The sequence below is a fragment of the Arsukibacterium indicum genome (assembly GCF_019100565.1).
GTDB lineage: Bacteria > Pseudomonadota > Gammaproteobacteria > Enterobacterales > Alteromonadaceae > Alishewanella > Alishewanella indicum.
The window spans coordinates 319272-333065 of record NZ_JAHRID010000002.1 but is presented as its reverse complement, the minus strand read 5'-3'; the positions used below and the strand labels follow the sequence as shown (position 1 = coordinate 333065).

The 13794-nt window shown below is 48.7% G+C and carries 13 protein-coding genes; 12 read left to right on the top strand and 1 reads right to left on the bottom strand.

Going from position 1 to position 13794, the window contains the following annotated elements; translation table 11 throughout:
- Positions 1-11 precede the first annotated feature (11 nt).
- Positions 12-737 (bottom strand): carboxy-S-adenosyl-L-methionine synthase CmoA, encoded by a 726-nt coding sequence (gene cmoA / locus KQY15_RS06075; RefSeq protein WP_217668234.1) that lies wholly within the window; start codon positions 735-737, stop codon positions 12-14.
- 203 nt (positions 738-940) lie between these two features.
- On the opposite strand from cmoA, the gene KQY15_RS06070 reads away from it, so the two are divergent.
- The 12 genes from KQY15_RS06070 to pal all read left to right on the top strand — a co-directional run bounded on the left by KQY15_RS06070 (position 941) and on the right by pal (position 13781).
- Positions 941-3775, top strand: a complete 2835-nt coding sequence (locus KQY15_RS06070) for a transporter substrate-binding domain-containing protein (RefSeq protein ID WP_217668232.1) — start codon at positions 941-943, stop codon at positions 3773-3775.
- A gap of 83 nt (positions 3776-3858) precedes the next feature.
- Entirely contained in the window at positions 3859-5634 is a 1776-nt protein-coding gene (aspS, locus tag KQY15_RS06065; RefSeq protein ID WP_217668230.1) for an aspartate--tRNA ligase, read from the top strand.
- Positions 5635-5705: 71 nt separating this feature from the next.
- The gene (locus KQY15_RS06060; RefSeq protein ID WP_217668228.1) at positions 5706-6449 is read left to right on the top strand and encodes a YebC/PmpR family DNA-binding transcriptional regulator; all 744 of its coding nucleotides are present in this window, start codon (positions 5706-5708) and stop codon (positions 6447-6449) included.
- 2 nt (positions 6450-6451) lie between these two features.
- The gene (gene ruvC / locus KQY15_RS06055) at positions 6452-6973 is read left to right on the top strand and encodes a crossover junction endodeoxyribonuclease RuvC (RefSeq protein ID WP_217668226.1); all 522 of its coding nucleotides are present in this window, start codon (positions 6452-6454) and stop codon (positions 6971-6973) included.
- A gap of 66 nt (positions 6974-7039) precedes the next feature.
- The gene (ruvA, locus tag KQY15_RS06050) at positions 7040-7657 is read left to right on the top strand and encodes a Holliday junction branch migration protein RuvA (RefSeq protein WP_217668224.1); all 618 of its coding nucleotides are present in this window, start codon (positions 7040-7042) and stop codon (positions 7655-7657) included.
- A 5-nt stretch (positions 7658-7662) separates the two neighbouring features.
- Positions 7663-8673 (top strand): Holliday junction branch migration DNA helicase RuvB, encoded by a 1011-nt coding sequence (ruvB, locus tag KQY15_RS06045; protein WP_217668222.1) that lies wholly within the window; start codon positions 7663-7665, stop codon positions 8671-8673.
- A gap of 750 nt (positions 8674-9423) precedes the next feature.
- On the top strand, positions 9424-9834 hold the full coding sequence (gene ybgC, locus KQY15_RS06040) for a tol-pal system-associated acyl-CoA thioesterase (RefSeq protein WP_217668221.1): 411 nt from the start codon (positions 9424-9426) through the stop codon (positions 9832-9834).
- Positions 9824-10510 carry a protein TolQ gene (gene tolQ / locus KQY15_RS06035; RefSeq protein WP_443627108.1) on the top strand — a complete coding sequence of 229 codons (687 nt, stop codon included), beginning with the start codon at positions 9824-9826 and terminating at the stop codon, positions 10508-10510. The genes ybgC and tolQ overlap by 11 nt, the downstream gene beginning before the upstream one ends.
- Complete coding sequence (gene tolR, locus KQY15_RS06030) at positions 10510-10935, top strand: protein TolR (protein WP_217668219.1); 426 nt, start codon at positions 10510-10512, stop codon at positions 10933-10935. The genes tolQ and tolR overlap by 1 nt, the downstream gene beginning before the upstream one ends.
- Positions 10925-11872, top strand: coding sequence for a cell envelope integrity protein TolA (gene tolA / locus KQY15_RS06025; protein ID WP_217668217.1), 948 nt, complete (start codon positions 10925-10927; stop codon positions 11870-11872). Before tolR ends, tolA begins: the two co-directional genes overlap by 11 nt.
- A complete protein-coding gene (tolB, locus tag KQY15_RS06020; RefSeq protein ID WP_217668215.1) occupies positions 11872-13218 on the top strand; it encodes a Tol-Pal system beta propeller repeat protein TolB in 1347 nt (448 codons plus the stop codon). The genes tolA and tolB overlap by 1 nt, the downstream gene beginning before the upstream one ends.
- A gap of 35 nt (positions 13219-13253) precedes the next feature.
- A complete protein-coding gene (gene pal, locus KQY15_RS06015) occupies positions 13254-13781 on the top strand; it encodes a peptidoglycan-associated lipoprotein Pal (RefSeq protein WP_217668213.1) in 528 nt (175 codons plus the stop codon).
- The last annotated feature ends 13 nt before the right edge of the window (positions 13782-13794 follow it).

Below are 13794 nucleotides of genomic sequence, written 5' to 3'. Positions count from 1 at the left end.
GGCCGGCAGGCCTATTTGATTGCAACCATTGAGCAAAAGTTAAAACACTGGAACCACAGGCTATGTTCACTGAAGCCGGCTTGCTGTAACCTTTGCTGATGCTGTGCCAGGGTGTCGGGCTTCATTACATTCTCCAGCGCAGAACGCTTCTGGCTGATTTCCAGCTCGCTGTAACCGTTGGCCCGTTTAAAATCCAGGTGTAAATCGACCAGCAATGTATTGGTAGTGTCACTATGAGCAATAAATTTTTCAGACAATATCAGCACACCGCCGGGCTTTAAACCCTGGTAAATTTTGTTGATCAGGGCATCCCTGTGCTCTGGCGCCAGAAACTGCAGGGTAAAATTTATAACCACTACGGCGGCATTCTCAATGCTGATATCACGGATATCAGCCAGCTCCAGACTTACCGGAACGTCTGAGCGAAATGCCAGCAAATGCCGCTCACAACGCTCCAGCATAGCTTTGCTGTTATCTACCGCAATAAGACGGGCGCCGCTGACATTGATATTGCGGCGCATTGCCAGACTGGCAGTTCCCAGTGAGCACCCTAAATCATAATAATGACTGTTGGCTTGCTGATAGCGCGCAGTAAGCTTACCAATAGTCTGAATGATGGTCTGATAACCCGGAATTGAGCGCTGAATCATGTCAGGAAACACTTCTGCTACCTGATCATCAAAGCGGAAATCCTGGATCTGAGCTAAGGGCTCGGCGTATATATGATCTTTTTGCATAATGTAAAGCACCGGTGCTGCGCGGGAATGGCTGAACTCGCGATATAAATCTGAATGCGCTAGTTTACCTGAATTGTTGCGACCAGCCAAAAGCAAACTGCAGCACGACAAAATAGTCTGCTATGAATCCGGAACTGTGCTTAACTTGACCAATGCGGGCGGTAAGGGTACAACAATATGACATTAACTATCAGTCTAAACACATGATCAGAAGATTATTTTGTACTGCTGTCCTGTTGTTGTGTTTTGTAATCTGTGAACGGGCAACAGCCGAAGCGGCATACGGAACAAATGAGACCTTAAAAGTTGCACTTAGCAACGACACTTATCCGTATATGTTTGTTGATGAGCAGGGCCGGCCAGATGGCCTGCTGGTCGATTACTGGCGCGAAATTGCCCGCCAGCAGCAGTTTAATATTGAGTTTGTTATGGCCGAGTGGCCAGAAACAGTGGCACTACTCAATGCTGGCAAGGTAGATTTGCACGGCGGTATGGCCTACACAGAACAACGGGCCAAAGATTACAACCTGTACGACATTAATATCACCATTTTCAGCAATGTGTTTGTCCACCGTGATTTGCTAAGAGTGGAAACGCTGCAGAATTTAATGCCGTTTGCCATTGGTGTGGTCGAAAACTCCAGTCATGTTGCGACATTGAATCAGCGTCTGCCTGGCGCGTTGTTACGACAATACCAGACCGTCACTCAAATGTATGATGAGGCGCTGGCAGGTAACCTGAAAGCCTTTGCTTCACTGGATCGTTTGTCACCACGCTACGCTGCTTATCAGGATTTAAATAACCAGTTTCCGCTATACAAAAAGCTGCCGTTGCAGGCTATCAAACTGGTATTTGGCGTGCCGTTAAACTCCCCGTTAAACGACCGGTTAGAAAGCTATGCGGCAGCAGTATCAGCAGCAACCTTAAATGAACTGGAGCGCAAGTGGCTGGGTTTTAAAGTTGACAACGATGATACGCTGTTACTTGGCTTATCCGTGCTGAATCAGCCCTTTATGGATGTATCGTCTCAGGGGGAGGCCACTGGCCTGCTGGTTGATTTATGGCGCTTATGGTCAGAGAAAACCGGCACCAGTATTGCTTTTGTTCCGGATAATTCTGGTGACAGTCTGGCGAGTCTGGTTAATCAGCGGATTGATGCTCATATCGGCTTTCCAGACATCGAAAACATGAGCCCGCAGCTTATTAAGGCTTACCATTTATATAGCTTCAGTACGGCTTTTTACCGGCTGAAAAATAGCAGTATTTCAGCACTGGACAGTAATTTCAGCGGCAACATTGGCATTTTTAATAATGCCAATTATTTGCCCGAGTTGCAGCGGCAATATCCTGGTGCAACGTTCAAACGCTATCCGTCACTTGAATCGTTGACACAAGCATCGATTGACGGGGAAATAGCTGGTTTTTTCGGGGCCGAGGTGATTGCGCAAAACCGGCTACAGCAGCTTAACCTGGCGAGTGACTTCGATGTTATGCCGGCAAGTCGTATATTTGCGCCGCTGTATGCGTTTACTCATATTGAAAACACTGAGCTGGCAGAGAAGATAAGAGAAGGCTTTAATCAGTTCTCGCTGGCTGAACTTATTGCCATCGAAAAAAAATGGGTAAGCTCGCCAGAACAAAGCTACTTTGCTGACTTTAGTAATAAGATTCCGCTAACACCGGAGGAACGCGACTGGTTAGCCGCGCATACACCGCTCAGGGTAGGTATTATCAGCAACTGGCCGCCTATGGAGTTTGTTGATGAGGATGGCAATGTTGCCGGAGTGAGTCAGGAGATTTTAAGCATTCTGGCTACCCGGTTAAATATTCAGTTTGAACTTCAGCCTTACGATGAGTTTGAACAGATCCTTATCGATCTGGAGCAGCGTAATATCGATTTAGTGGCCAATGTTTCGCCGTTAGCTGAACGGGAAGCCTATGCTCGTTTTACTGAACCCTTCTGGTCGGTGAAATGGGCAGTAATAAGCCATATAAACAGCGAAAACGTTACAAGCGCCAGCGATCTTCGCACTAAGCGAATTGCTATCTTCCGCGATTATCAGTTGGCAGAGCACTTGCCTGATATTGTACCCGGTGTTGAGGTTATTACCATCAGCGATTTACAGGATGGTCTGCGCTTATTGCAGGCTAACCGGGTTGACTATGTGCTGGATTCGGTAGAGGCCGGTAGTCGAGCCTTAAAACGCTCTAACGCGATTAATTTACGAATGCAACTGATTGACGATTTGCCAGATTATCCGTCGCTGGTGGCGGTTCGCAGTGATTATCAGCCGTTGGTCGCCATTTTAAACAAGGGGCTGCGCAGCATTGGTGAAACCGAGCGAACTCAGATTTATCAGCGCTGGTTTGATTTTGAAATAACCCAGGGTATTGACCGCAAAAGGGTGTATCAGATTGTCTGGCAAGTCGTGGCTGTCACCCTGGTACTGATAGCCGTATTTATTGTCTGGAACTTATTTTTGCGCCGGGAAGTGAACTTGCGGCGCGAAGCTGAGCATAAAATGCGCTACATGGCCACCCATGACGATTTAACCGGTTTACCCAATCGCAGCCTGCTAAAAGAAAGGATTGATCAGGCACTTGAGCAACACAGCCGGCATAATGAGATACTGGCGGTACTTTTTCTGGACCTTGACGGTTTCAAAGAAGTAAACGATATCCATGGCCATGATGCTGGTGATGAGTTGTTACTGAAACTGGCTGGGGTACTGGAAGGGTGCATCCGGAAAAGTGATACGGTGGCCCGGTTTGGCGGTGATGAGTTTGTGATATTGCTAACAGCGCTGCTGCATCGTGATGATGCGGCGATTGTTGCAGAAAAAATACTTTATAAGCTGGGCCAACCGCTGCAGCTGTCTTTTGGTGAAGTGCAGGTAGGGGCCAGTATTGGTATCGCAATTTATCCGCATGACGCGACCAACAGCAGTGCTTTGCTCAAACAGGCAGACAAACAAATGTACCTGGCAAAGCAACAGGGTAAAAATGGCTACAGTTTTACCGAACGAGAGTTTTCATGAACGGGCAGTGACATTAGGCGCTATTTCTATATAATTGGCGGTCATTTTACAGCGGCTGACCAAAGAGATAGAAGGAAAGGTTAATGCGTAGCCATTATTGCGGTTTTTTAACTGCCCAACATGCCGGGCAACAGGTTTCATTGTGTGGCTGGGTAAACCGGCGCCGGGATCTTGGTGGCGTTATTTTTATTGATTTGCGTGACCGTGAAGGCATGGTACAGGTAATTTGTGACCCGGATTTAACAGAATTATTTGATCTGGCCTACACCTTAAGAAACGAATTCTGCATTACGGTAACCGGTGAAGTGCGGTTACGGCCGGCATCCCAAATCAATGCCGATATGGCAACGGGTGAAGTCGAAGTCTACGCCAGCGGTTTAACCATTTTAAATAAAGCGGCGCCGCTGCCGCTGGATTTTAACCACGACAACAGCGAAGAGCAGCGCCTGAAATACCGCTATCTGGACTTACGCCGTCCGGTGATGAGTGAGCGGCTGAAGTTCCGGGCCCGCGTCACTAGTTTTGTTCGTAACTTTATGGACAGCAATGGCTTTTTAGACGTTGAGACGCCAATTCTCACCAAGGCAACCCCAGAAGGTGCCCGCGATTATCTGGTGCCAAGCCGGACCCATCAGGGCCAGTTTTTCGCGCTGCCGCAATCACCGCAATTGTTTAAGCAGTTGCTGATGATGTCAGGCCTTGACCGCTACTATCAGATTGTAAAATGTTTCCGTGACGAAGATTTACGGGCAGATCGCCAGCCAGAGTTCACTCAGATTGATATTGAAACCTCCTTTATGAGCGCTGAGCAGGTTATGGCGGTGACAGAGCAAATGGTTCGCCAGTTGTTTTTACAGCAACTGGATGTGGATCTGGGTGAATTTCCGCAGATGACCTTTCACGAAGCCATGCGGTTATACGGCTCTGATAAACCCGACTTACGCAACCCGATGCAGTTTGTCGACATTGCCGACTTAGTTAAAGATGTTGAGTTTAAAGTGTTTTCCGGCCCGGCTAATGATCCAAAAGGCCGGGTAGTGGCACTTAAAGTACCGGCTGCTGCTGATAAAGTCTCGCGCAAAGACATTGATAACTACACCAGTTTTGTTGGTATTTATGGTGCTAAAGGTCTTGCCTGGATGAAGGTAAATGACGTGACTGCCGGTATCGATGGTATTCAGTCACCGGTGGCGAAGTTTTTAACTGCTGACATAGTCCAGAGCATTTTAGCGCGCACCGCTGCCGCTAATGGCGATATGATTTTCTTTGGCGCTGACAGTTATAAAGTGGTCTGTGAGGCAATGGGCGCACTGCGCCTGAAACTGGGCAACGATTTGGGATTAACGGTACCCGGCTGGAAACCATTATGGGTGGTAGATTTCCCCATGTTTGAAGAGAACGACGATGGCAGCCACACGGCTGTGCATCATCCGTTTACGGCGCCGCTGGACACTGCCGCATTTATGGCGACACCAACCGGGCAGCTGGACCATACCACGTTATTGTCGAACGCTTATGATATGGTGCTGAACGGCACTGAGTTAGGTGGCGGCTCAGTCCGTATCCATAATGCAGAGGTGCAGGCCAAGGTATTTAAATTACTGGGCATCAGTGATGAAGAAGCAAACGAAAAGTTCGGCTTCCTGCTCGAAGCATTAAAGTTCGGTGCGCCACCTCATGCTGGTTTGGCCTTTGGTCTTGACCGGCTGGTAATGCTGATGACGGGTGCCACGTCAATCCGTGATGTGATGGCGTTTCCTAAAACAGCTACGGCTGCCTGCCCACTGACCGATGCCCCGGGTGAAGCTAATCCGGCTCAGCTGGCTGAATTAAATATTCAGGTTGTCAGTAAACAGTAATAGCGTGAAAGTTTAACCCTGCGGCGGCAGTAAGCTGCCGCATGATTATCAGAGCAAGCGAGGAGTGACAGATGGCCGGCCATAGTAAATGGGCGAACATGAAGCATCGCAAAGCCCGCCAGGATGCCAAAAAAAGTAAGATATTTACCAAAATTATTCGTGAACTAACCGTATCAGCCCGCAGTAATCCGGATATCAGTGCCAACCCGCGGTTGCGGCTGGCAGTTGACAAAGCATTATCAGAAAATATGACCCGCGATACCATCGACCGGGCCATCAAGCGTGGTGCCGGGGCAACGGAAGGTGAAAACTATGAAGAGCTGGTGTACGAGGGGTATGGCCCTAACGGTGTCGCCATTATTGTTGAAACCATGACCGACAACAATAAGCGAACAGTTGCTGATGTGCGTAATGCCTTTACAAAAAATAACGGCAATTTAGGCACTTCCGGCTCCGTTGCTTACTTATTTTCCCGCAGAGGCGTGCTGCTGTTTGCGCCGGGGATTGATGAAGATGCCTTGCTCGAAGCGGCACTGGAAGCTGGCGCGGAAGACGTGCAAAGCCATGACGATGGCAGTATTGAGGTGTTTACCAGTCCGGAGCAATATAACGACATTAAAGAGGTGCTGGCAGCTGCAGGTTTTAATCCTGACAATGCAGAGATTGATATGATCCCGTCTGTGCGCGCTCAGGTAGATGCTGACAACATTGGCCGCTTTTTCAAACTGATCGACATGCTGGAAGATTCAGACGACGTGCAAAACGTTTACCATAATGCTGAGATCAGTGACGAATTACTTGGCGAGCATAGCTGACGGTGAGTGTTATTCTGGGAATCGACCCCGGTAGCCGTCTTACCGGTTATGGTGTGATCCGCCAGCAGGGAAATAAATTCGTTTATCTGGCAAGTGGCTGTATCCGCTTAGGTACCGATGAGTTGCCTGAGCGTTTATTGCGAATTTTTAACGGTGTGTCAGAAATCATCGCCCAGAACCAGCCCTCGGTGTTTGCTATTGAACAGGTTTTTATGGCACGTAATCCTGACTCGGCATTAAAGCTGGGGCAAGCCCGGGGGGCTGCCATCGTGGCAGCAAAACACGCGGGGCTTGACGTATTTGAGTATTCTGCGCGCCAGGTAAAGCAGGCCGTTGTCGGCACTGGCGCTGCCGATAAAGCACAGGTGCAGCATATGGTGCGTTCGCTGTTGCAGTTAAGCGCCAGCCCGCAGGCCGATGCTGCCGATGCGCTTGCAGTGGCGTTATGTCACGGGCATACTCAACAAAGCCTGGTGGCATTGGCCGGTCAGGCCAGTAAAACGGTACGTCGCCGCTTACGCTGATCCAACCGGCGCTGATCCAACCGGGCCAGTTAATACTTAACGAACCAGAATAAGAAGAACCGGCCGATGATAGGACGTTTACAAGGTGTGCTCCTTGAAAAACAGGCACCGGATATTTTGCTGGACGTCGCTGGCGTAGGCTATGAAGTGCAACTGCCGCTGACCAGTTTTTATCAGCTGCCAGAGCCGGGCAGTGAGACTACCATTTACACCCATTTTGTGGTGCGGGAAGATGCGCAGTTATTGTATGGTTTTATCAGCCGCACCGAGCGCAGCCTGTTCCGCCAGCTTATTAAAGCTAACGGCGTGGGGCCAAAACTGGCGTTGACGATTTTATCCGGTATGACCGCCCAGCAGTTTGTACATTGTGTGTTGCACGATGACATCAGCACCCTGGTTAAATTACCGGGTGTTGGTAAGAAAACCGCAGAGCGGTTAGTGATAGAAATGCGTGATCGCTTAAAAGACTGGGGTGTCAGCGATACACCGGTAACAGATAAGCTGACATTGGTGGGGGATGATGCGTTTTTTGCACCACCGGCCAGTGCCGAGCAAGATGCATTGGGAGCCTTACTGGCGCTGGGTTACAGTCAGGCGCAGGCCGGTAAAGCGGTTAAACTAGTGAAACGTGCTGACATGAGCAGTGAGCAACTGATCATGGCTGCCCTTAAAAGTATGATATAGCCAAGATGATTGAAGCTGATCGAATGATCCAGGGCACTGCGACCCGTGAAGATGAAGTAATTGACCGGGCTATCCGGCCGAAAACCCTGGCTGATTATACCGGACAGCAGCATGTGCGCGAGCAAATGGCTATTTTTATAGAAGCGGCCCGCGGCAGGGGCGACCCACTTGATCATTTGCTGATTTTCGGCCCGCCTGGCCTTGGTAAAACCACCCTGGCAATGATAGTTGCCAATGAAATGGGCGTAAATATTAAAAGTACCTCAGGCCCGGTATTAGAGAAAGCGGGAGATCTGGCCGCGCTGCTAACCAACCTTGAACAGAATGATGTGCTGTTTATTGACGAAATCCACCGTTTAAGCCCGGTGGTTGAAGAAATACTGTATCCGGCCATGGAAGACTATCAGCTGGATATTATGATTGGTGAAGGCCCGGCAGCCCGCTCAATTAAACTTGAACTTCCTCCCTTTACCCTGATTGGGGCAACGACCCGGGCCGGCGCCCTGACATCGCCGCTGCGTGATCGTTTTGGCATTGTGCAACGGTTAGAGTTTTATAAAGTTGATGAGCTAAGCGATATTATTCAACGCTCAGCGCTTTATCTTAATTTGCAGTTAGATAAAGAGGCTGCAACAGAAATTGCCAGACGTTCCCGTGGTACGCCCCGTATTGCTAACCGCCTGTTGCGCCGGGTACGTGATTACGCCCAGGTTAAATCAGACGGCACTGTATCGGTTAGCATCGCCAGCCAGGCGCTGCAAATGGTGGATGTGGATGCCGAGGGTTTTGATTACATGGACCGTAAACTGATCCTGGCCATTATTGACAAATTTATGGGCGGCCCGGTTGGCTTAGATAATTTAGCGGCAGCGATTGGCGAAGAAAAAGAAACTATTGAAGATGTAATAGAGCCGTTTTTAATTCAACAGGGCTTTATTCAACGCACGCCAAGAGGCCGGATAGCCTCTCCACGCGCCTATCAGCATTTCGGTTTCGACTTACCCAAGTCAGAATGAATTGTCGCATCGAATTCTCTAACTGGTTGATGCTGCAGCCAACACCGCTGCAGTTTCAAATTATCCACTAACTGGCTGGTGCTACAGCTAGGCGACAAGTTAAAAGGTAAGACGAGCATAGTTAACTATGTGAGTTTTGCCTTTTAATGCAGGCAACAACGCTGTAGTGCGAGCCGGGACGTGGATAAAAAAAAAGCCCGCTCAAAGGAGCGGGCAAGCAACAAGTTGAAGGAGTGCTTCAATAAATCCAGGGAACATGCATAAAACAGCAGCAAAACTAATCTTAACTATCAGTCTCACTGCGAAGTGAACTTTACTAAACAAGATAACCCTCTTATCTTGCCTTTGCGCTAGCTCAGAACACAGGGCACATATTAATGAGTTCGAGCAATTACTTCAAACGAGAAAAATTAACGCCTTGGCATTAAAATAACTAATGCGAAACTATTATTACAGTGCCTCTTTATTAGCCAGTTTTCAGGCGGGAATTAAAAGCACGCCTTTATTCATCTGTGATTAAGTTTCAGTGTGGATGATAGCTCGGATTACTTTTTGTGGCTGACATCAGCATTAAAACAAAAAGAGCCCGTTTTTCAGAAGATTGAACTTCGCTGGCGCAGATGAGTCTGTTTTTTGAGCGTAAAGCAATAGCGGGATGAAAATAAATATAGTTAGTTTCTGCTGCGGTTAGCCATTGAGTTTGCTAATCCGGCTATTTATCATACGCACTAAATTAAGATGTGATTATAAATGTCAGAAACATGCTTCGAATTCCCGGTACGGGTTTATTATGAAGATACCGATGCCGGGGGCATCGTCTATTACGCCAATTACCTTAAATTCTTTGAGCGAGCCCGCACTGAATGGTTACGGGCTCTGGGTATTGAGCAGGACATTTTGTTGTCAAATAATATCGCCTTTGTTGTTACTCAGGTTTTAATGGATAACAAAAAAAGCGCTGGGTTTAATGAATTATTGACGGTATCGAGTCAAATCAGTACCTTAAGATCAGCAAGTATCATTTTTACCCAACAAATTTATAATGCTTCGGCCCAGTTAGTTTGTCAGGCTGAAATAAAAGTTGCCTGTGTAGATAAGCAGGCCATGAGAGCCCGGCCAATGCCGGCCGAAATTGCAGAGGTGTTAACGCGTGTCAGGTGAAATCTCCATTCTTCATTTATTACTCGATGCCAGTATTGTAGTACAGGCCGTAATGTTAATTTTAGTGGGGATGTCTGTTGCCTCCTGGAGTATGATTTTTAAACGTAAAAAAGTACTGAAAGAAGCCCTGACTGATGCGAAGAAATTCGAAGATAAATTCTGGTCGGGTGTTGACCTGTCTAAATTGTATGCCGAAGTCAGTGCCAGGCAGAGTATTAATGGCTTAGAAGCGCTGTTTAAAGCCGGTTTTAAAGAATTTGCCCGCTTACATAAAAGCAGCAGGCAACAGCCGGCAGCGGTAATGGAAGGTGCGCAGCGGGCAATGCGTGTTGGGTTGTCGCGGGAAGTGGAACGGTTGGAAACCAACTTACCTTTCCTGGCAACGGTTGGTTCTATCAGCCCTTACATCGGTTTATTTGGTACGGTCTGGGGTATTATGAATTCGTTTATTGCTCTGGGCGCAGTGCAGCAGGCGACATTGGCAATGGTAGCTCCGGGTATTGCAGAAGCGCTGATTGCTACCGCCATTGGTTTATTTGCCGCTATTCCAGCGGTTATTGCGTACAACAAGTTTTCGCATCAGGTAGAACTGCTGGAAAGCAGCTACGTCAATTTTGTGGAAGAGTTTTCAAACATACTGCACCGCCAGGCAGTTAACAGCACAGAGGCTGCCTGATGTACATCCGGAAAAAACGGCGAATGGTGGCCGAGATAAACGTGGTGCCGTACATTGACGTTATGCTGGTGTTGCTGGTTATTTTTATGGTTACTACCCCGCTGATTACCCAGGGGGTGAAAGTAGAGCTACCAAAATCTGCGGCTGAACCAATCGCCCAGATGACTGAAGGCAAAACGCCGCTGGTTGCCACAGTCGATAGCGATGGTTTGTATTATTTCGAGAAAGATGGCAATCAGCAGGGGCCGTTTACGGCTGCCGAACTGCAAGTGGAAGTTGCCAGTTGGCTGACAATTGAGCCTGGAACACAGGTAATTGTCAAAGGTGATAAAGCGGTAAGTTATGAAGCGGTAATACGCCTGATTAATGTTTTAAAAAATGCCGGTGCGCCGGCAGTGGGTTTAATGACTGATAATGAAGTTTAATACGCTTAAACCAGCACTGACTGCGCCGTTGGCGAAATCAGTGGCGTTACACGTCGCTATTTTGCTGCTGCTGATTTTTGGGGCCAATATCAGCTTTAAACGCAAAACGGTGGAGCTGTCTATCAGTACCGAACAGGCAGTAGAAAGTAACCCGGCACCCGTTGAGGCAGTGGCTATTGACCGCAAGCAACTGGAGCAGCGGGTTGCGGAAATTCAGAAAAGCCGGGATGACGCCAAAAAAGCGGAAGAAGACCGGATAGCCGCGCTAGAGCGAAGGGCCCAGCAAGCCGAGCGTAATCGCGCTGCAGAAGAACAACGCTTGCAGCGGGTAGCCGAAGAGAAACGCAAGGCTGACGAAGCCGCCCGTAAATCCAAGGCTGCAGCGGCAGAGGCTCAAAAGAAACAACAGGCTGAAGCGGAAAAAGCCAGACAGGCGGAAGAGGCCCGTAAAGCCCGGGAAGCGGAGCAGAAAAAAGCAGAGGCTGCCGCTAAAGCTGCAGAAGAGAAACGACGTCAGGCTGAAGAAGCGGCCGCAAAAGCTCAGGCTGAGCGGGAGCGTAAAGCCCGTGAAGCCAGAGAACAGGCCGAGCGGGAACGGCAAATGCAGGAGCAACTGGCCCGGGAAGCTGAAGCACGGCGCCAGGCCAGAGCCCAGCAGGCGGTAACTGAGGTACAGCGCTATACGGCGATGATCCGTGACACTATACAACGTAATTTATTAGTGGATGAAAACATGCGTGGTAAAACAGCTCGGATTAATATCCGGCTGGCGACCAGTGGTTTTGTGACAGACGTGCGTTATGTCAGTGGTGACCGGCAGGTTGCCGAAGCCGCAATACGTGCGGTAAACCGGGCAGGCACTTTACCGATGTCTGCCGACCCTGATGTGTATAATCAACTGAAAGATATAACTTTAACGGTGGCACCAGAATTCTGATGACTAATTTTTTGAAAAAGACCCTTATCCTGACACTATTACTGTTCCCTGTGCTGGCCCGTGCGTCACTGGAAATTGTAATAACCGAAGGCATCGACTCTGCCAGGCCGGTGGCAATATTGCCGTTCAGTTTTAATGGTACAACCCGGCCCACTGAAAATCTGGCAGAAATTGTGGCTGCTGATCTGATGCGAAGCGGCAAGTTCAGTCCGTTGGCGCGGATTAAAATGCCACAACAACCGGCCAGAGCCAGCGAAATTAATTATGCTGCCTGGGCCAGAGAGGGGGTTGAGGCCATTGTTATGGGCCAGATTAATGAAATTGGCATCGACCGCTACAGCGTTAGTTTTGAATTAATCGACGTGTTAAAAGGCAACAGCGGCCCTAATTCGCAAATGCTCAATGCCGGTAAACTGGTCACCAGTAACGAGCATGTGCTTGATAGCCGGGAAACCACTATTAATGGCAGTCAGTTCCGCCAGTATGCCCATCGGATCAGCGATATTGTATATGAGAAGCTGACAGGTGAGCGCGGCGCGTTTTTAACTAAAATTGCCTACGTGCTGGTGCGCCCGGCGAACGAATTCCCATATCAGCTGGTGGTAGCCGATTATGATGGCGTTAATGAGCAGATTTTACTGCGTTCTAAAGAGCCGTTAATGTCACCAAGCTGGTCGCCAGATGGTACCAAGCTGGCGTATGTTACTTTCGAGCGCCGTCAGGCACAGGTTTTCGTGCAGGATATCTACAGCGGCCGGCGGACAGTGGTCAGTACTTTTCCTGGCATTAACGGTGCGCCGGTGTGGTCACCTGATGGTGAAAGTCTGGCGCTGGTGTTATCAAAAGACGGTAACCCGGAAATTTATACCCTTAATATTGCCAGCAAAGCATTAAACCGGATAACCAATCATCGCGCAATTGACACAGAGCCAAGCTGGTCACCTGATGGTAAAGAGCTGGTGTTCAGTTCTGACAGAGGTGGCAATCCCCAGCTTTATAGCGTAAATTTAGTAACTGGCACTACCAGACGGTTAACCTTTGAGGGTGAGATGAACCTGGCTGGCGCCTATACCCCTGATGGCAGCACCATTGTGATGGTGAATCGCACCCAGGGCCAGTACCATATAGCGAAAATGGATCGGCAGAGCCGTTTCCTGCAGGTACTGACGAAAACGAATCTGGATGAGTCACCCAGTATTGCACCAAATGGTTCAATGATAATTTACAGCACCATGCATGGTTCATCGCAGGTGTTAGCACTGGTTTCAATGGATGGACGCTTTAAAGCCCGACTGCCGGCGATCGATGGACAGGTAAAATCGCCAGCCTGGTCACCTTTTTTATAAAACAAAAACGTGGTTAACTTACTAAGGACAACAAAATGAACTTAAACAAAGTGTTAAAGGCTATATTAGTCGCAGTACCTGTGATGACTTTAGCCGCCTGTAGCTCAACGTCATCAACTTCTGCTGACGATGCTAACGCATCAAGAGCCCAGCAGGTCACTGAGACAGTGCAGGTTGAAACTGCAGAACCGGTAATCAGCCCTGCTGAGCAAATGCGCCAGAAACTGGAAGCACTGCGTCAGGAAAATACCATCTATTTCGACTTTGACCGCTCAACAATTCGTCCTGAGTTCGTTGAAGTATTAGAAGCGCATGGCACCTTTTTACGTGCTAACCCAAGCGTTCGTGTTACCATCGAAGGCCACTCAGATGAGCGTGGCACGCCAGAGTACAACATCGCCTTAGGTGAACGTCGTGCTCAGGCTGTTGTATCATATTTACAAAACCTGGGTGTGTCTGGTGGCCAGCTGTCTACCGTAAGTTACGGTGAAGAGAAGCCAGTTGACAGATCACGTACTGAAACCGGTTTTGCTAAAAACCGTCGTGCGGTATTAGTATACTAATAAAATAATTACG